Annotated in this window: 20 protein-coding genes; 16 read left to right on the forward strand and 4 right to left on the reverse strand. The window is 35.4% G+C overall.

Annotation, left to right across the window (positions count from 1 at the left end; translation table 11 throughout):
- The first annotated feature begins 102 nt into the window (after positions 1 to 102).
- The 3 genes from GJV76_RS04120 to GJV76_RS04130 all read left to right on the forward strand — a co-directional run bounded on the left by GJV76_RS04120 (position 103) and on the right by GJV76_RS04130 (position 3,038).
- Entirely contained in the window at positions 103 to 1,461 is a 1,359-nt protein-coding gene (locus GJV76_RS04120) for a UDP-N-acetylmuramate--L-alanine ligase (protein WP_155091374.1), read from the forward strand.
- 128 nt (positions 1,462 to 1,589) lie between these two features.
- A complete protein-coding gene (gene radC, locus GJV76_RS04125; protein ID WP_155091375.1) occupies positions 1,590 to 2,282 on the forward strand; it encodes a RadC family protein in 693 nt (230 codons plus the stop codon).
- Between the two features lie 60 nt (positions 2,283 to 2,342).
- Positions 2,343 to 3,038: a YjjG family noncanonical pyrimidine nucleotidase gene (locus GJV76_RS04130; protein WP_155091376.1), complete on the forward strand. Its 696-nt coding sequence runs from the start codon at positions 2,343 to 2,345 to the stop codon at positions 3,036 to 3,038.
- A 25-nt stretch (positions 3,039 to 3,063) separates the two neighbouring features.
- Here the strand turns inward: GJV76_RS04130 and GJV76_RS04135 are convergent, their stop codons facing one another.
- Positions 3,064 to 4,341 (reverse strand): replication-associated recombination protein A, encoded by a 1,278-nt coding sequence (locus tag GJV76_RS04135; protein ID WP_160338884.1) that lies wholly within the window; start codon positions 4,339 to 4,341, stop codon positions 3,064 to 3,066.
- Between the two features lie 156 nt (positions 4,342 to 4,497).
- Here GJV76_RS04135 and GJV76_RS04140 point away from each other — a divergent pair, with 156 nt between their 5' ends.
- A complete protein-coding gene (locus tag GJV76_RS04140; RefSeq protein ID WP_155091377.1) occupies positions 4,498 to 5,256 on the forward strand; it encodes a rhomboid family intramembrane serine protease in 759 nt (252 codons plus the stop codon).
- A 10-nt stretch (positions 5,257 to 5,266) separates the two neighbouring features.
- On the opposite strand, the gene GJV76_RS04145 is transcribed toward GJV76_RS04140, so the two are convergent.
- From GJV76_RS04145 to GJV76_RS04155, 3 genes are all read right to left on the reverse strand, one after another.
- Positions 5,267 to 6,346 carry a hypothetical protein gene (locus GJV76_RS04145; protein WP_230381497.1) on the reverse strand — a complete coding sequence of 360 codons (1,080 nt, stop codon included), beginning with the start codon at positions 6,344 to 6,346 and terminating at the stop codon, positions 5,267 to 5,269.
- Positions 6,321 to 7,055: a 23S rRNA (guanosine(2251)-2'-O)-methyltransferase RlmB gene (rlmB, locus tag GJV76_RS04150; protein WP_155091378.1), complete on the reverse strand. Its 735-nt coding sequence runs from the start codon at positions 7,053 to 7,055 to the stop codon at positions 6,321 to 6,323. Before rlmB ends, GJV76_RS04145 begins: the two co-directional genes overlap by 26 nt.
- A gap of 452 nt (positions 7,056 to 7,507) precedes the next feature.
- Complete coding sequence (locus tag GJV76_RS04155; RefSeq protein WP_155091379.1) at positions 7,508 to 8,362, reverse strand: AraC family transcriptional regulator; 855 nt, start codon at positions 8,360 to 8,362, stop codon at positions 7,508 to 7,510.
- 84 nt (positions 8,363 to 8,446) lie between these two features.
- Between GJV76_RS04155 and GJV76_RS04160 the strand changes: the two genes are divergently transcribed.
- The 12 genes from GJV76_RS04160 (at position 8,447) to rplV (ending at position 17,187) form a co-directional block, all read left to right on the forward strand.
- Complete coding sequence (locus GJV76_RS04160) at positions 8,447 to 9,829, forward strand: MFS transporter (RefSeq protein WP_155091380.1); 1,383 nt, start codon at positions 8,447 to 8,449, stop codon at positions 9,827 to 9,829.
- A gap of 2 nt (positions 9,830 to 9,831) precedes the next feature.
- On the forward strand, positions 9,832 to 10,230 hold the full coding sequence (locus GJV76_RS04165) for a hypothetical protein (protein ID WP_155091381.1): 399 nt from the start codon (positions 9,832 to 9,834) through the stop codon (positions 10,228 to 10,230).
- A 399-nt stretch (positions 10,231 to 10,629) separates the two neighbouring features.
- Positions 10,630 to 11,010 carry a 30S ribosomal protein S12 gene (rpsL, locus tag GJV76_RS04170; protein WP_002987523.1) on the forward strand — a complete coding sequence of 127 codons (381 nt, stop codon included), beginning with the start codon at positions 10,630 to 10,632 and terminating at the stop codon, positions 11,008 to 11,010.
- Positions 11,011 to 11,036: 26 nt separating this feature from the next.
- Positions 11,037 to 11,513, forward strand: coding sequence for a 30S ribosomal protein S7 (gene rpsG, locus GJV76_RS04175; RefSeq protein WP_155091382.1), 477 nt, complete (start codon positions 11,037 to 11,039; stop codon positions 11,511 to 11,513).
- A gap of 21 nt (positions 11,514 to 11,534) precedes the next feature.
- Complete coding sequence (fusA, locus tag GJV76_RS04180) at positions 11,535 to 13,670, forward strand: elongation factor G (RefSeq protein WP_155091383.1); 2,136 nt, start codon at positions 11,535 to 11,537, stop codon at positions 13,668 to 13,670.
- 12 nt (positions 13,671 to 13,682) lie between these two features.
- On the forward strand, positions 13,683 to 13,988 hold the full coding sequence (gene rpsJ, locus GJV76_RS04185; RefSeq protein WP_006259497.1) for a 30S ribosomal protein S10: 306 nt from the start codon (positions 13,683 to 13,685) through the stop codon (positions 13,986 to 13,988).
- A 113-nt stretch (positions 13,989 to 14,101) separates the two neighbouring features.
- Positions 14,102 to 14,719, forward strand: coding sequence for a 50S ribosomal protein L3 (gene rplC / locus GJV76_RS04190; RefSeq protein ID WP_155091384.1), 618 nt, complete (start codon positions 14,102 to 14,104; stop codon positions 14,717 to 14,719).
- A complete protein-coding gene (rplD, locus tag GJV76_RS04195) occupies positions 14,719 to 15,348 on the forward strand; it encodes a 50S ribosomal protein L4 (protein ID WP_155091385.1) in 630 nt (209 codons plus the stop codon). The genes rplC and rplD overlap by 1 nt, the downstream gene beginning before the upstream one ends.
- Before the next feature lie 7 nt (positions 15,349 to 15,355).
- Positions 15,356 to 15,646, forward strand: coding sequence for a 50S ribosomal protein L23 (rplW, locus tag GJV76_RS04200; RefSeq protein WP_155091386.1), 291 nt, complete (start codon positions 15,356 to 15,358; stop codon positions 15,644 to 15,646).
- A gap of 6 nt (positions 15,647 to 15,652) precedes the next feature.
- Entirely contained in the window at positions 15,653 to 16,477 is an 825-nt protein-coding gene (gene rplB / locus GJV76_RS04205) for a 50S ribosomal protein L2 (RefSeq protein WP_155091387.1), read from the forward strand.
- A gap of 11 nt (positions 16,478 to 16,488) precedes the next feature.
- Entirely contained in the window at positions 16,489 to 16,767 is a 279-nt protein-coding gene (gene rpsS / locus GJV76_RS04210) for a 30S ribosomal protein S19 (protein WP_155091388.1), read from the forward strand.
- Between the two features lie 9 nt (positions 16,768 to 16,776).
- The gene (rplV, locus tag GJV76_RS04215; RefSeq protein ID WP_155091389.1) at positions 16,777 to 17,187 is read left to right on the forward strand and encodes a 50S ribosomal protein L22; all 411 of its coding nucleotides are present in this window, start codon (positions 16,777 to 16,779) and stop codon (positions 17,185 to 17,187) included.

Genomic DNA, 17,187 nt, shown 5'->3' on the forward strand with positions numbered 1-17,187 from the left:
AAAAGCGTAATTTATACCGAAATAGTATACTTCATTTCAAAAAGTGTTCATGTTCAAGTTTAAAGTATTAATTTTACATTTCAAGTTTAAAAAATATATAAAATGCGTGTACATTTTATCGCAATAGGAGGGAGTGCAATGCACAATTTAGCTTTGGCATTACACGATAAAGGTGATCAAGTGACAGGTAGTGATGATGCTATCTTTGAGCCATCTAAATCAAGATTACAAGAGAAGGGACTTTTACCTGAAAAGGAGGGATGGTTTGAGGAAAAGATAACAGGTGATATCGATGCTGTTATTTTGGGAATGCATGCTAAGAACGACAATCCTGAATTGATTAAAGCAAAAGAATTGGGTTTAAAAATTTACTCTTACCCAGAATTTATATATGAACACTCAAAGAATAAAACAAGAGTTGTAATTGGTGGATCTCATGGGAAGACGACGATTACTTCAATGGTTTTACACGTAATGCATTATCACGATAGAGAAGTTGATTATTTAGTTGGAGCACAGTTAGAAGGTTTTGACAGGATGGTGAATTTAACAGCGGAAAATGACTTTATGTTGATTGAAGGTGATGAGTATTTATCTTCTGCTTTAGATCTTAGACCTAAATTTCATTTGTATCAACCTAATATTGCTTTGTTGAGTGGAATCGCTTGGGACCATATCAATGTGTTTCCTACATTTGAAAATTATGTAGAGCAGTTTAAGATTTTTATTGATAAGATTGTCAATGGTGGAATACTTGTGTACAATGAAGAAGACCCTATTGTTGAAAAACTTGTCGAAGAAACAGCTAATCCCATTCGAAAGATAGCTTATAATACTCCTGCTTATTCGATTGAGAATGGAATTACTTATCTTGAAACTTCAGAGGGACCTATGCCACTTGAAGTTTTTGGAGCACATAACTTAAGTAATTTGAATGGAGCCAAGTGGGTATGTCAAAATATGGGAATAGATGAAGATGACTTTTATGAAGCAATAGCTACCTTTAAAGGTGCTTCTAAGCGATTAGAAAAGCTATTCGACAAGGGAGGGGCTATCGTCTATAAGGATTTTGCTCATTCACCAAGCAAGGTGATTGCAACCACAGAAGCTGTAAAATTGCAATACCCAAATAAGAAAGTTATTGCATGTCTTGAACTACATACTTACAGTAGTTTGAATGTTGACTTTTTGCAACAGTATAAAGGAGCCTTAGATAAAGCAGACGAAGCAGTTGTGTTTTATTCTTTGGATGCATTGAAGATCAAACGTATGCAAGAGATTTCCTCTGATCAAATGCTAAGTGCTTTTGCAAAAGAGGGATTGAAAACTTATACTAATGCTGAAAGTTTTAAATCTTACCTTTATGCTTTGGATTTATCTGATACTGTATTGTTATTTATGAGTTCAGGTAACTATGGAGGGTTAAATATGGAAACCTTTATTTCAGAAAGATTACAATAATTTTATTTTAAAAGTATAAATACTTAAAGCTTCTAATTGAATTCTATTAGAAGCTTTTTTTATAACGATCCGCAAGTTTTAACAGGCTTGATTTTTGTTGCTCTTGTACAAGTGTTAATCTAATATGTATGGAGCAAACTAATTTTACTATTAAACATTGGGCAGAAGATGATAGACCAAGAGAAAAATTGATTCTCAAAGGTAAGGCTTCTTTGAGTGATGCAGAACTTCTCGCTATTCTGATTGGATCGGGAAGTAAGCAGGAAACAGCAGTGGAATTATCAAAGCGATTATTGCAATTCTATAGCAATAACTTAGCTTTACTCGCAAGACAAGGAGTAAAGCAATTAACCACCTTTAAAGGGATAGGAGAAGCTAAAGCTGTTTCTATTATAGCGGCCTTAGAAATTGGTCAAAGAAGAAGATCTGCAGATCAGCTGACTCAGGATCAAATTACTTGTAGTCAAGATGTATTTGAAATTATGCAACCTGTTTTAGGTGATTTAGATCATGAAGAATTTTGGGTTTTACTTTTGAGTAATTCGAATAAGGTTAATCACAAATTATCTTTGAGTAAAGGAGGAATGACGGGAACAGTTGTCGATGTTCGCATTCTTTTTAAGTCGGCTTTAGACTATCGCGCAACAGGATTGATTCTTGTTCATAATCATCCTTCGGGTAAGCTAAAACCAAGTGAGGCAGATATTGCGATTACCAAGAAGATTAAGGAAGGTGGGAAAATCATGGATATCTCTTTGTTGGACCATGTGATTATAACAGAACACAGCTATTATAGCTTTGCGGATGAAGGTTTAATGTAACTTGTACAAACAGTATTTAATTTTAAGTCTTACTTTTGCAGTTATTAAAAATAACGAGTTATGAATTATCCTTTTAAGGACAAGACAGATATATTTTTTGATTTAGATCATACATTATGGGATTTTGAACGCAATTCGGCTTTGGCTTTTGAACAAGTTATCGACGAGATGAAATTTCCCTTTTCTATTGAAGACTTTCTGAAGTTTTATGTAGATATCAATGCAACATACTGGGATAAATACAGTCTTAATCAAGTGTCACAAGAGGAATTGAGAATTGGCAGAATACGCGATACGTTTGACCAATTAGGTTATTCAACTACGACTACAAAACAACTTGAAATGGGAGATAAGTATTTGAACTATTTACCTAATTACAATTATTTGTTTGATGGGGCTATCGATCTCTTAGACTATTTACAAGAGTCCTATCGTCTACATATAATTACAAATGGGTTTAATGAAGTTCAGAACAGAAAATTAATAAACTCTGGTATCTATGATTACTTCCAGACAATTACAAACTCTGAGAATGCTGGGGTTAAGAAACCGGATCCTAAAATATTTCAATACGCGTTATCTCAAGCACAGGTTCACGTTGGCAAGACTGTCATGGTAGGAGATAATCTCTTAGCAGATATCGAAGGAGCAAGGAGTGTTGGTATGGATGCTATTTACTATCATCCTCAAGAAGTTGTTAGTGATAAATCTCTTGTCCAAGTGCAAGAGTTACTACAAATAAAAAACCTGCTTTAACAGCAGGTTTTTGGTTCTATATATATTAGTATTCATATTTGATCTCCCATCTGTTTTTCAGAAATTCACGTGTACTCTTTTCTCTTGCATTATCTCCTGGTTCATAAAATACTGTACCACTTAAATCATCTGGCAAGTATTCTTGAGTGATGAAGCTGTTATTAAAGTTATGCGGATAGTCATACTCCTCCCCATAACCAAGCTCTTTCATTAATTTTGTAGGAGCGTTTCGCAAGTGGATTGGAACAGAGAGGTCTCCAAACTGTTTGACTGCTTGTTGTGCTTTGCCAATCGCCATATAAGAGGAATTGCTCTTGGGAGAAGTAGCCAGGTAAATAGTACATTGACTCAGTAATATTCTACTTTCTGGATAACCAATGACAGATACAGCCTGGAATACATTAGTTGCCATAATCAGTGCAGTCGGATTAGCTAATCCTATATCTTCAGATGCGTGAATTACTAAGCGTCTTGCTATAAACTTCAAATCTTCACCTCCTTCAATCATCCTGGCTAACCAATATACAGCACCATTGGGATCACTTCCTCTTATGGATTTGATAAAAGCAGAAACTATATCATAGTGTTGTTCTCCTGTCTTGTCGTATAGTACAGTATTTTGTTGTACTACTTTGAGCACCATCTCATTATTGATTTCTATATAGTCACCACCTGTAGCATTGATGATAAGTTCAAAAGTGTTTAGCAGCTTCCTACCATCTCCTCCCGAAAGCCTAAAGAGAGCTTCGGTTTCTTTTAATACTATCTTTTTTGTTTTTAACACCTCGTCTTGGGTAATTGCTCTTTCTAACAAGGCTTGTAAGTCGTCTTTGCTAAAAGCATTCAAGGTATAGACTTGGCATCTGGAAAGCAGTGCAGGGATAACTTCAAAACTTGGATTTTCAGTAGTAGCACCTATTAAAGTAACCCATCCTCGTTCGACAGCAGCAAGTAGTGAATCTTGTTGTGACTTGCTGAAACGGTGAATCTCGTCAATGAATAAGATTGGATTTTTCGTCGTGAATAATCCTGTGTTTTGCTTGGCTTTCTCAATTACTTCTCGAACATCTTTTACTCCTGAATTGATTGCACTTAGCACATAGAAAGGACGTTCGCTTTGTTTAGCAAGTATTTCTGCCAATGTGGTTTTACCTGTACCTGGAGGTCCCCAAAAAATTAGGGACGGTATAAAGCCCATTTTCAATTGGTTTGTTAGTATTCCATTTTCACCTACCAAGTGAGCTTGGCTGACGTAATCTTCTAAGTGATTTGGTCTTACTCTTTCTGCTAATGGTGCATCCATCATAATCATATTCTTAGTAATTGTAGAAACAAAAATACAATGCTTTTTGAAACTTCCTTTCATTCTTGAAAAGACTTTGTTCGATTAATTAAAGTACTGCGGTTAGTAGCCGGAGTTTTGAATGGATTTTATGAATAAATGTCTTACATTAGTTTTATGAAGAAAGTGCCTGCCTTTTCAATAAACATCATTTTATTGCCCCTATTTTATGTTTTATTCATATGGGGTGCCTTTTGGTGTGATTGGACTTACTTCTTAGAATTGTATGAATATGGTGTGTATCCAAGGACTTGGTCTGGGTTAAGGGGAATCTTTTTTAGTCCTTTTATTCATGGAGGGTTAAAGCATTTGTACAATAATTCGGGTGCATTGTTTATTCTACTTATCATCCTGCAGTATTTCTATAAGAGGCAAACGTGGAAAGTTGTTGTTTTGGGTATTCTGCTGTCGGGATTTGGTACTTGGTTGTTTGCAAGACCAAGTTATCACATTGGAGCAAGTGGTCTTGTTTATGTGCTCGTCAGTTTTATTTTTTTTAAGGGGATGCAGACGCGTTATTATAGATTAATGGCTGTGTCGTTAGTCATTGTAGTCTTGTATGGAGGAACTGTCTGGTATATGTTTCCATCTGTAGAAGAAGGGATTTCTTGGGAAGGTCACTTGAGTGGATTTATCGCAGGTTTAATTCTTAGCTATGTGATTGAAGAACCTGAAATACCTGAGAAATACTATAAGTACGATTGGCAAAAACCTAGTTATGATGCCTCGCAAGATCCCTTTATGCAGTGTTTTGATGAAAATGGTAATTTTATTGTAATCCCGAAGGAAAAACCTATTGATTATTCTAACTGTTATCGACCTACTTTACCCATAGTTTACGTGGATTACCTTCAGAAGTATAGGGAGTATAAATAAAAAGCGTCTTCTAAAAGACGCTTCTGTAATTCTTAATTGTAAACTTTATTGCCGTTTCAAGTATCTCTCCCATATTGTTACAATACTTAAAAGCTTTTTCATGAACAAAGTCATACATCTCCATTTTTAATTGGTCAATGTGCTCTTTAGGAGCTATTGTATCTTGTTTCATGACATTGAGTATGTCTTGAATCCTGTCTTGATTACTTATAACCCTTCTCACTAATACTGAGCGAATCTCTTTTCTATATTGTTCTATAGAAATATCTTTAAACTTATCTAATACTAATTGTACGATTGTGTTATTCTCTTTAAAGAATTGAGGTAGATAGAACTTTAGATTGCCCTCATAACATTGTTGATCAAAGTCAATTGGTCGTATGCGATAGACAACGTGATCAAAATCGTGAGTGGGAATAATGACATAATTGTACGAACGCATATCACCTAATAATCCAATTAGACAACGCTCGTTGAACTTTACGTATTCCTTTGCGATTTGTGATTTTTCTAACTCAGTACATTGAGGCAAATACTCTTTGATGAACACATCTCCTGGTATTCCCATGATGTGTTCTTCAATCAATGTATCTTTGTGTACAAGGTAGTTTACGGTATTTGGAGACATCATTTCTTCTAATTCTAATCCGTAGATACGAGAGGCATCTGCTTTTTTGACGTAGAAATTAGTATAGATGTCATTTAATTTGTTTCTAATTTTAATGCGGAACGGTTGTGAGTTTCCAAAAGAACAAAAGTCTATGGTATCGACCACCAAGTGCTCTAATAGGGTCACATCTCCATCAGAATGAAGTAAAGTGTACACTTTCGCAAGATTGGCTTCGATTTCTGCATATTCATGTTCTGGATAATAAACTCTGTACCACAGCGTGTCATTACCAAATTTATCTTCCACGCTTACATAGCCACTAAAGCGCAACAAGTCCTCATATAAAATACTAATCTTTGTAGTACGTTTATACTTTTTAAGGTACCTCGCTAAATCATCTGATACAGGATAGCTTGGTTTGCGCATTTGTCTTTTAGCGGGTTGTTCCATTTGTCTATCTTCTTTGACGAATTGCTTCATATAAGAATGCTCCACATGCCACAGAAACATTTAATGAATCTATTGTGCTAAACATAGGTAATTTTGCTTTCTCATCTATGATTTTAAGTACAGAGGGGTTAATACCTTTATCTTCACTACCCATAATGATTGCTAAAGGAGTATTAAGATCTATATCGTAGATTTCTTTTTCTGCTTTTTCTGTCGCTCCTAATGTAATAACTCCAGAACCTTGTAAATAAAAGACAGCGTCTTTGATGTGGTCTACTTTACAAATAGGTATATTAAACACTGCTCCTGCAGAAGTCTTTACCGTATCACCATTCACAGGTGCTGCACCATTTTTAGAAACAATGATTCCATCTGCACCACAGCATACAGCTGTACGGATAATCGCTCCAAAGTTACGAGCATCTGATATTTGGTCTAAAATAACAAATAGAGGTTTCTCTTTTTCTGCTAATACACCTTCTACTAATGTTTCTAACGAGACAAAAGAAATGGGAGCAATACTTGCTATTGCGCCTTGGTGATTCTTTTTTGTTAATCGATTTAGTTTTTCAATTGGAACATATGAGAAATTAATGTTGTTCTTTTTAAGTGCTTTAAGCAGCTCATTCATTAATTCTCCACTTGCTTCTTTTTGAATAAAAACTTTGTCGATATCTTTTCCTGCCTCTATGGCTTCGATAATTGCACGAATACCAAATATTTGATTGTCCTGTTCCATGGTGCAAATGTAATATAAAATGTTAGGTTATATGACTGTACAATTACTGAAGTTAAAACTTAGTAATATACGACTACAAAATTACTGCGTATATATAGGATAATCAAGTGAAAAAAGAGGATGCGTATAGAGCGCCTTTTAATTCGATTACTTGTCTGCTCTTGCAACTTTTTGAGATTATTATCCTTTGAGCGGTATACAGTTACTAAAACTGAAAAAATAGTCAATTAACTAATTATACTGTTTGTAGAGAAATGCAATATAAAATCATCGATAAAGAGATATACACTGTACGTGTTATCAATAATTAATATAATGATTTTATTAGTTGAAATAGTATCGTGAAGGAATAAGTAAAATAGATTATCGATAATATCTTAATATATTTACTACTGAAACTATTCAATGTCTTGTACATAGACTAGATGCAGTATGATTGTTTGCATGTGTTTTTACTTTTCCCTGTGTAAGTTTCTATATTGTGTTGGGCTTAATTGTGTATGCTTTTTAAAGAATTTAGATAGATGACTCTCGTCATTGAAGTCTAATTCAAAGGCGATTTCCTTTAATCGCATTGTACTGTACTTCAGTCTTGTTTCTACTAGTTTTAGTTTGTAGTTTAAGATATAGTCTTGTAGGGATATACCTATTTGCTTTTTGAAGTATTCTCCGAAGTAGTTTTTTGAAATTCCAAAGGTGTTTGCTAAGACCTCTATGGATAGTTTCTCTCTATCCTTAATATTCTTTTGTACATAGGTGATGATACTCATGACATCTTGTACTTTCTTGTTTTCGTTTACTTGTTTGTAGTCACACTGTATAAGATTGCGTGCAATAAGATTGAGCAAAATAGACACACTCTGTCTGATAATTAAATAATCCAGTGCTTGCTGTTGGTACTCTCTCTGTATATTTCTAAGCAGGTGCTCTGCAAATGTTTCGTCTTCTTTGCTATGGAAGACACATCCTCCTTTTGCGTGATAGTTGTGGGTGATATAGGTTAGCTTGTTGATATTATCACAAGTCTCGATGCGGTCTGCCTCCATGCGTATCTGTGTGATGAAGGTTTGAGGGCATTCGATGACTAGTAGGGTACATTCTTTACTCAAGAAGAGGTAATGCGTATTAAAAGGAATAACGTATAGTTTTCCTTTTTGGAAAGGTACTTCATGGGATTCATATACACTGACTCCTTTGCCCTGTAGGATATAAACAAGCAGCAATTGGGAAGTGGATTGTATTTCTACACTATCTTCATGTAGAGTAATCTCTCGTATAGCTATTGATTCAAGTGTGTCGTAACGCATATTTCCGTACTAGAAAAACCTTTTATAGTACAATTAATTTTGTACTTAAGGTGCTTTCTTTGCAAAGGAATAAAAAAAATGAATATGAGTGCGTATAAAAATAGATGGAGTGTATTGCGCTATTTAGTAATCGGTGCTTTTCTTTCTCCTTTAGACTATTTTATTGTGAATATGGCTTTACCTGCAATAAAGGATTCTTTTGAAGCAACAGAAAATCAATTGCAAATGGTTATTGCTATTTATGGACTGACGTATGCTGCCTTAGTGGTGTGTAGTGGTAAGTTGGGGGATATATATGGTAGACGTACCATTTTTACTACTGGGCTTTGGATATTTCTATTGTCTTCTATAGCGTGTGCTTTTTCCCCTACGATTAGTTTACTTATCTTTTCTAGGTTTCTACAAGGTATAGGAGCATCGCTATTGGCTCCTCAGGTATTAGCATCTATTCGACTCCTATTTGATGATTCAGAGCGAGCAAAGGCATTAGGCTTTTTTGGTTCTGTATTTGGATTAGCTGCTATTGTAGGACAATTGTTAGGAGGTGTATTATTGAGTGTTCATTTGTGGGGAATGACTTGGGAGATTATCTTCTTGGTTAATGTACCAGTGGCAGCAGTTTGTTTATATGGGATATATACGCATATGTCTAAAGAAACATTAAAGAAACAGCCCTTAGATATAGGTGGTGTATTGTTAGTAATAGGAGCACTACTGTGTTTTATTACACCTTTAATATATGGGCGCGCTTATCAATGGGCTTGGTGGATTTTTGCGATTATTGGATTGAGCATTGTTCTATTGATTGGCTTTGTGCAATATGAATGTTATCGAGAACGACACGCTTACCCTGTATTGTTGTCTATGAAATTGTTTGACAATAAAGGTTTTGCTTTTAGCTTACCTATTATCTTGTTCTATAATTTTACAGCTGGACTCTTTGTTTGTTATCCTTATTATTTACAATCCTATTTGGATTGGGGAGTATTAGCGTCTGGATTGGCTATTGTTCCTTATGGAGTAGGATTTTTCTTTGGGCCAATCTTATTTGCGAAAGGAGGGAGAAAGAGTGGGTTTTGGATTAAGTTAGGTTTAGGGTTGTTGCTTGTTTCATTTATCCTCTTGGGAGGATTGTTTAGTAAGTATGAAACACCAACATTAGGAATGCATTTGATTTTCTTATTTGCTGGATTTGGACACGGAATCATTATGCCTGTGATGATGAAAGAGAGTATTCGATACATTGAAGTGGATCAAGTAGGACAAGCATCTGGAATAGTAAGTACTGTCATTCAAGTGGGAAGTGTCTTGGGTGGGGCTATTATAGGAACATTGTTTTTCAGTTTAAAAAGTGTATGTGGCTATTCTCAGGCTTTTGCAATTGCTTTAATAGGTTTAGGTGTAGTACAATTAATAGGTATAGTATTTTATAGCATGTTGAATAGAGAAGTTAATAAAAGTAAATAATTATGTATACAACAAAAGAAATAGGGTTAGGGGTACAACAAGTGCAAGACTTTTGTAAAAACATAGAGATGTGGTTCTGTGGAGAGTTAGCTAATCAAGATGAAGTATTAGGCCGTATAACAAGTACATTCGATCAGTCATTTGTTATGGTCAATGGAGATGAAAAGCAAATGGACTACGCAGCGTTTGTACAATGGTTGCCTTCTGTTTATGGAAAGTTTCCAGGAAGAAAAGTGTTTTTAGAAGATGTAAAAGCTAGTGCTACATTCTCACATATACTTGTTCAGTATAAAGAAATTCAAGTAACAGGAAAGGATAGAAATGAGCGAAAATCTTCTGCGGTATTTAGAATTATTGAGGGTAAAGCTTTGTGGTATCACTTAGTGGAAGTATGGCTATAATCTTAATGCTTGTGTAAGTTTATCAATCGGAAACCTATTTATACTATTTTGTATGGATAGGTTTTCTTTTTTACAAAAGAGTAACTATATGTATCTATATAATTACGCGGTGAGAACGTATTCTTTTGTATAAAAGTGCTATAGAATTGCTTGAAACGCAATAATATTGAATTTGGTTGCTTTGCATATAATGATTTAAATGAAGGTGTTTGATAATATTAGTTTAGGAGAAAGCTAATTTTTAATAGCAAAGCGCAATGAAATAAAATGATTTAAAAAAAAAGTTTAATATGATTGAAAATTAATGAATTGAGTTTTGAATAATTCAAAAAAGTTTTTACATTTGCAACCCCGTATAGTGTGCGGGAAAATTATTTGTGGAAATTATTAATAAACATTATGCCAACAATTCAACAATTAGTAAGAACAGGGAGAACCCAATTGACTAAGAAGAGTAAATCGGTTGCTTTGGATTCTTGTCCTCAAAGAAGAGGAGTTTGTACGCGTGTTTATACTACTACACCTAAAAAACCAAACTCTGCAATGCGTAAAGTTGCAAGGGTACGTTTAACAAATGGTAATGAAGTAAACGCTTACATCCCAGGAGAAGGACACAATTTACAAGAGCACTCGATAGTATTAGTTAGAGGTGGAAGGGTAAAAGACTTACCAGGTGTTAGATACCACATCGTACGTGGAGCTTTGGATACTGCTGGAGTAAACGGTAGAACTCAAAGAAGATCTAAATATGGTGCTAAACGCCCTAAAGACAAAAAGTAATCGTATAAACGTTTAAGAAGGAAGACATGAGAAAAAGACAGGCTAAAAAGAGACCTCTTTTACCGGATCCGCAATTTAATGATCAATTAGTTACGCGTTTTGTGAATAACTTAATGTGGGATGGTAAAAAGTCTACAGCTTTTAAAGTGTTCTATGATGCTTTAGCTATCGTAGAGGAGAAAAAACAAGACGAGGAGAAAACTTCATTAGAAGTTTGGAAAGATGCATTGACAAATGTTATGCCTCACGTAGAAGTACGTTCTCGTCGTGTTGGAGGGGCAACTTTCCAAATTCCAATGCAAATTCGTCCGGATAGAAAGATTTCTATGGCGATGAAATGGATGATTTTGTATGCGAGAAAAAGAAATGAAAAGTCAATGGCTGCAAAATTAGCTTCTGAAATCTTAGCTGCTGCTAAAGAAGAAGGTGCTGCAGTTAAAAAGAGAATGGATACTCACAAAATGGCTGAGGCAAATAAAGCATTCTCTCACTTTAGATTTTAATCCATACAGAAACTATATACAATGGCAAGAGATTTAAAATATACAAGAAACATTGGTATCGCTGCTCACATCGATGCTGGTAAAACAACTACGACAGAGCGTATTTTGTTCTATACAGGTAAAAACCACAAAATGGGAGAGACTCACGAAGGATCTTCTACAATGGACTGGATGGAGCAAGAGGCTGAAAGAGGTATTACTATTACATCAGCAGCTACTACTTGTACTTGGAATTTCCCTACAACTCAAGGAGCTGTGATTCCTGAGTCTATGGAATATCACTTCAACATTATCGATACTCCGGGACACGTTGACTTTACAGTTGAAGTTAACCGTTCATTACGTGTATTAGATGGATTAGTTTTCTTATTTAGTGCTGTTGATGGTGTTGAGCCTCAATCAGAAACTAACTGGAGATTAGCTGATAACTATAAAGTTCCTCGTATGGGATTTGTTAATAAGATGGACCGTCAAGGTGCTAACTTCTTAGCAGTATGTCAGCAAGTAAAAGATATGTTGAAATCTAATGCAGTGCCGATTGTTTTACCAATTGGTGATGAAGCTGATTTCAAAGGTATCGTTGATTTAGTGAAAAACCGTGCAATCGTATGGCATGATGAGAATCATGGTTCTACTTTTGATGTTGTTGAGATCCCAGCGGATATGTTGGATGAAGTTAAGCAATACAGAGGTCAGTTAATCGAAGAGATTGCTGCATACGATGAAAATTTATTAGAAAAATACATGGAGGATGAAAACTCTATCACTGAGGATGAGATTCACGTTGCTTTACGTGCTGCTACTCTTGATATGAGCATCATTCCTATGACTTGTGGATCTTCTTTCAAAAACAAAGGAGTTCAGTTTATGTTAGATGCTGTTTGTCGTTACTTACCTTCTCCAATGGATAAGGAAGCTATCGAAGGAACTAATCCTGATACAGAAGAGCCAATCTTACGTAAGCCTTCAGTTACTGAGCCGTTTGCTGCATTAGCGTTTAAAATTGCTACTGACCCATTCGTAGGTCGTTTAGCTTTCTTTAGAGCTTATTCAGGACACTTAGATGCTGGTTCTTATGTATTGAATACTCGTTCTGGAAACAAAGAGCGTATTTCTCGTATCTACCAAATGCACGCTAACAAACAAAACCCAGTTGAATATATTGAGGCTGGAGATATTGGAGCTGCTGTAGGATTTAAAGATATCAAAACTGGAGATACTTTATGTGATGAGAAGAATCCTATCGTATTAGAAAGTATGATATTCCCAGACCCTGTAATCGGTATCGCTATTGAACCAAAAACAAAAGCGGATATGGATAAAATGGGTACTGCTTTAGCTAAATTAGCTGAGGAAGATCCTACTTTTACAGTTAAAACTGACCAAGCGTCTGGACAAACTGTAATCTCTGGTATGGGTGAATTACACTTAGACGTTCTTATTGACCGTATGAGACGTGAGTTCAAAGTTGAAGTTAACCAAGGTGAGCCTCAAGTTGAGTACAAAGAAGCTCTTACTCGTTTCGCTGATCATAGAGAAGCTTATAAAAAGCAATCTGGTGGACGTGGTAAATTCGCGGATATCGTATTCAAAATGGGACCTGCTGATGACGTAGATGGAAAACCATTCGTTGGATTACAATTCGTAAACGAAGTTAAAGGTGGTAACGTTCCTAAAGAATATATCCCTTCTGTAGAGAAAGGATTTAGAGAGGCAATGAAACAAGGTCCTTTAGCTGGATTCGAAATGGATTCAATGAAAGTAACTTTAGTGGATGGTTCTTACCACGCGGTTGACTCGGATGCATTATCTTTCGAATTAGCTGCTAAGATGGGGTATAAAGCTGCTGCTAAAGCTGCTGGAGCTATCATTTTAGAGCCTATCATGAAATTAGAGGTATTGACTCCTGAAGAAAACATGGGTGATATCGTTGGAGATTTGAACCGTCGTCGTGGACAAATCAACAGTATGGATGATAGAAATGGTGCTAAAGTTGTTAAGGCTTCTGTTCCATTATCAGAAATGTTCGGTTATGTTACTACATTGAGAACATTATCGTCTGGTAGAGCAACTTCTGTAATGGAGTTCTCTCACTACTCTGAGACGCCATCAAACATTTCAGAAGCAGTAATCACTAAAGCAAAAGGTAACGCTTAATTTTAGAGTAAAATGAGTCAAAAAATCAGAATAAAATTAAAATCTTACGATCATATGTTGGTTGATAAATCAGCAGAGAAAATCGTAAAAACTGTAAAAAGTACAGGTGCTGTTGTAACAGGTCCAATTCCGTTACCAACTCACAAAAAAATCTTTACTGTTCTTCGTTCTCCTCACGTGAACAAAAAAGCAAGAGAGCAGTTTGAATTAAGTTCATACAAAAGATTGTTAGATATTTATTCATCATCTTCAAAAACAATTGATGCTTTAATGAAATTAGAGTTACCAAGTGGAGTTGAAGTTGAAATCAAAGTGTGATAATAACTAACTTTTCTTAACTGAAAATAATATTCTAGCTAAGTATTAAGAGTTGCTCTTAATACTTAGCTCTTTAAATGAATAAAACAATTTATAATTAATAATTAATATTTATGTCTGGGTTAATTGGTAAAAAAATCGGCATGACTAGTATTTTCGATGAGAATGGAAAAAACATTCCATGTACAGTAATCGAAGTAAGTCCTAATGTCGTTACCCAAGTCAGAACCAATGAGGTTGACGGGTATGAAGCGTTACAACTTGGTTTCGATGACAAATCAGATAAACATGCTACTAAAGCTGAGTTAGGTCACTTTAAAAAAGCTGGTACATCTGCTAAAAGAAAAGTTGTTGAAATTAAGGATTTTGCTGGAGAGTATAAACTAGGTGATGCAATCACTGTAGATTTGTTCTTAGAAGGTGAGTTTGTTGACGTACAAGGTGTTTCTAAAGGTAAAGGATTCCAAGGGGTTGTTAAACGTCACGGTTTTGGTGGGGTAGGACAAGTTACTCACGGTCAAAAAAACCGTTTAAGAGCGCCAGGATCTGTAGGTGCATCTTCTTATCCTTCTAGAGTATTCAAAGGAATGCGTATGGCAGGAAGAACAGGAGGAGTAAATGTAACAGTACAAAACCTTAGAGTTTTAAAAGTAGTTGCTGATAAGAATCTACTTGTTGTTAAGGGAGCAGTTCCAGGACACAAAAACTCTTATGTAATCATTCAGAAGTAATGGAAGTAAAAGTTTTAGATATCACAGGAAAAGATACTGGTAGAAAAGTTGAACTTTTAGATTCAGTATTCGGTATAGAGCCAAACAATCACGCAGTATATCTTGATGTTAAACAATATTTAGCAAATCAAAGACAAGGAACTCACAAGGCTAAAGAAAGAGCTGAGATTTCTGGAAGTACTCGCAAGATTAAAAAACAAAAAGGAACTGGTACTGCAAGAGCAGGAAGTATTAAATCTCCAGTATTCCGCGGAGGAGGTAGAGTTTTCGGACCAAGACCAAGAACTTACTCTTTAAAATTGAATAAAAGTTTAAAACGATTAGCAAGAAAATCTGCTTTCTCAATTAAAGCAAAAGAATCAAATTTAATCGTTGTTGAAAACTTTAACTTTGAAGCTCCAAGCACTAAAGATTTTATCAAAGTGTTGAGTGGTTTAGGGTTGGAAAATAAAAAATCTCTATTTGTGTTTGGTGAATCAAATAAAAATGTATATTTGTCATCACGCAATTTAGAGAAGGCTGCTGTTGTAACTACTTCAGAATTAAGCACTTACGGTATTTTAAATGCTGGTAGTTTAGTGTTAACTGAGGGTTCTGTAGCTGGAATTGTCGAAAATTTAAGTAAATAATAGGAAGATGAGTGTTTTAATTAAGCCTATAATTACAGAAAAAATAACTAAAGACGGCGAAATATTCGGTCGTTTTGGTTTTGTAGTTGATAGAAGAGCTAACAAAATTGAGATCAAAAAAGCAGTAGAAGCTGCTTATGGAGTTACTGTTGTTAGTGTAAATACTATGAACTATGCTGCTAAGCGTTCTGTTAAGTACACTAAAAGTGGAATGATCAACGCTAAAACTAATGCTTACAAGAAAGCAATAGTTGAATTGAAAGAAGGAGAGAGTATAGACTTTTATTCAAATATCTAATAAATAATGTCAGTTAGAAAATTAAAACCTATTACCCCAGGTCAGCGTTTTAGAGTTGTGAATAGTTTTGACGCTATAACAACTGATAAGCCGGAGCGTAGTTTACTAGCACCGAAAAAAAAATCTGGAGGTAGAAATAGTCAAGGGAAAATGACCATGCGCTACACAGGTGGTGGTCATAAACAAAGATACCGTGTGGTAGATTTTAAAAGAACTAAAGTTGGAATTCCAGCTACTGTTAAAACTATCGAGTATGATCCAAACCGTACAGCATTCATCGCTTTGATTGCTTACGCAGATGGAGCTAAATCATACGTAATTGCACAAAGCGGTATGAAAGTTGGTCAAACTGTAGTTTCAGGACCAGAAGCATCACCAGAAGTTGGGAATGCGATGCCTTTAAGAAATATTCCTTTAGGAACTGTTATTTCTTGTATCGAATTACGTCCAGGACAAGGTGCTGTTATTGCTCGTTCAGCAGGTACATTTGCACAATTAGTTGCTAGAGATGGTAAATATGCTACTATTAAAATGCCTTCAGGAGAAATCCGTTTAATTTTATTAGAGTGTGTAGCTACTATCGGAGCTGTGTCTAATCACGATCACCAATTAATCGTTTCAGGTAAAGCTGGTAGATCTAGATGGTTAGGTAGAAGACCAAGAACAAGAGCTGTAGCGATGAACCCAGTAGATCACCCAATGGGAGGTGGAGAAGGTCGTTCTTCAGGAGGACACCCACGTTCAAGAAACGGGATGCCTGCTAAAGGTTACAGAACTCGTTCAAAAGTTAAAGCGAGTAATAAGTATATTGTTGAACGTAGAAAGAAATAAAAGATTAAGACATGGCACGTTCGTTAAAAAAAGGACCTTATGTTCACTTTAGATTAGAGAAGAAAGTTCAACAAAACGTAGAGAGTGGAAAAAATGGAGTTATCAAGACTTGGTCAAGAGCTTCTATGATTACTCCAGACTTCGTTGGACAAACTATCGCAGTGCACAATGGTCGTCAATTTGTTCCTGTATATGTAACAGAGAACATGGTAGGACATAAATTAGGAGAATTTTCACCAACAAGATCTTTTAGAGGTCACGCTGGTGCAAAGAATAAAGGTAAAAAATAATAAGAAGCTATGGGAGTTCGTAAAAGAGAGAGAGCTGAGCAGATTAAAGAGGCTAACAAGCAAGTTGCTTTCGCTAAGCTAAATAATTGCCCTACTTCTCCAAGAAAAATGCGCTTAGTAGCGGATTTAGTTAGAGGACAGAAAGTAGAAAAAGCTCTAAATATATTAAGATTCAGTTCAAAAGAAGCTTCTCGTAATTTAGAGAAATTGCTTTTATCTGCAATCGCTAACTGGCAAGCGAAGAACAGTGATTCAAATATTGAAGAAGCTGGTTTAATCGTTAAAGAAATCAGAGTTGATGGTGGTATGATGTTAAAAAGATTACGTCCTGCACCTCAAGGAAGAGCACATAGAATAAGAAAACGTTCTAATCACGTAACAATCGTGTTAGGATCTAATAATAACACACAAAGCAATTAA

The organism is Myroides albus (assembly GCF_009711045.1).
Lineage (GTDB): Bacteria > Bacteroidota > Bacteroidia > Flavobacteriales > Flavobacteriaceae > Flavobacterium > Flavobacterium album_A.

Coding starts and splice junctions, on each gene's coding strand:
- rplD (WP_155091385.1), top strand. CDS start 14,719: ATGGAAGTAAAAGTTTTAGATATCACAGGAAAAGATACTGGTAGAAAA.
- GJV76_RS04140 (WP_155091377.1), top strand. CDS start 4,498: ATGAAGAAAGTGCCTGCCTTTTCAATAAACATCATTTTATTGCCCCTA.
- GJV76_RS04120 (WP_155091374.1), top strand. CDS start 103: ATGCGTGTACATTTTATCGCAATAGGAGGGAGTGCAATGCACAATTTA.
- GJV76_RS04145 (WP_230381497.1), bottom strand. CDS start 6,346: ATGAAGCAATTCGTCAAAGAAGATAGACAAATGGAACAACCCGCTAAA.
- GJV76_RS04135 (WP_160338884.1), bottom strand. CDS start 4,341: ATGGATGCACCATTAGCAGAAAGAGTAAGACCAAATCACTTAGAAGAT.
- radC (WP_155091375.1), top strand. CDS start 1,590: ATGGAGCAAACTAATTTTACTATTAAACATTGGGCAGAAGATGATAGA.
- rplB (WP_155091387.1), top strand. CDS start 15,653: ATGTCAGTTAGAAAATTAAAACCTATTACCCCAGGTCAGCGTTTTAGA.
- rlmB (WP_155091378.1), bottom strand. CDS start 7,055: ATGGAACAGGACAATCAAATATTTGGTATTCGTGCAATTATCGAAGCC.
- rplW (WP_155091386.1), top strand. CDS start 15,356: ATGAGTGTTTTAATTAAGCCTATAATTACAGAAAAAATAACTAAAGAC.
- fusA (WP_155091383.1), top strand. CDS start 11,535: ATGGCAAGAGATTTAAAATATACAAGAAACATTGGTATCGCTGCTCAC.
- rpsJ (WP_006259497.1), top strand. CDS start 13,683: ATGAGTCAAAAAATCAGAATAAAATTAAAATCTTACGATCATATGTTG.
- GJV76_RS04155 (WP_155091379.1), bottom strand. CDS start 8,362: ATGCGTTACGACACACTTGAATCAATAGCTATACGAGAGATTACTCTA.
- rpsS (WP_155091388.1), top strand. CDS start 16,489: ATGGCACGTTCGTTAAAAAAAGGACCTTATGTTCACTTTAGATTAGAG.
- GJV76_RS04165 (WP_155091381.1), top strand. CDS start 9,832: ATGTATACAACAAAAGAAATAGGGTTAGGGGTACAACAAGTGCAAGAC.
- rplV (WP_155091389.1), top strand. CDS start 16,777: ATGGGAGTTCGTAAAAGAGAGAGAGCTGAGCAGATTAAAGAGGCTAAC.
- GJV76_RS04160 (WP_155091380.1), top strand. CDS start 8,447: ATGAGTGCGTATAAAAATAGATGGAGTGTATTGCGCTATTTAGTAATC.
- rpsG (WP_155091382.1), top strand. CDS start 11,037: ATGAGAAAAAGACAGGCTAAAAAGAGACCTCTTTTACCGGATCCGCAA.
- rplC (WP_155091384.1), top strand. CDS start 14,102: ATGTCTGGGTTAATTGGTAAAAAAATCGGCATGACTAGTATTTTCGAT.
- GJV76_RS04130 (WP_155091376.1), top strand. CDS start 2,343: ATGAATTATCCTTTTAAGGACAAGACAGATATATTTTTTGATTTAGAT.
- rpsL (WP_002987523.1), top strand. CDS start 10,630: ATGCCAACAATTCAACAATTAGTAAGAACAGGGAGAACCCAATTGACT.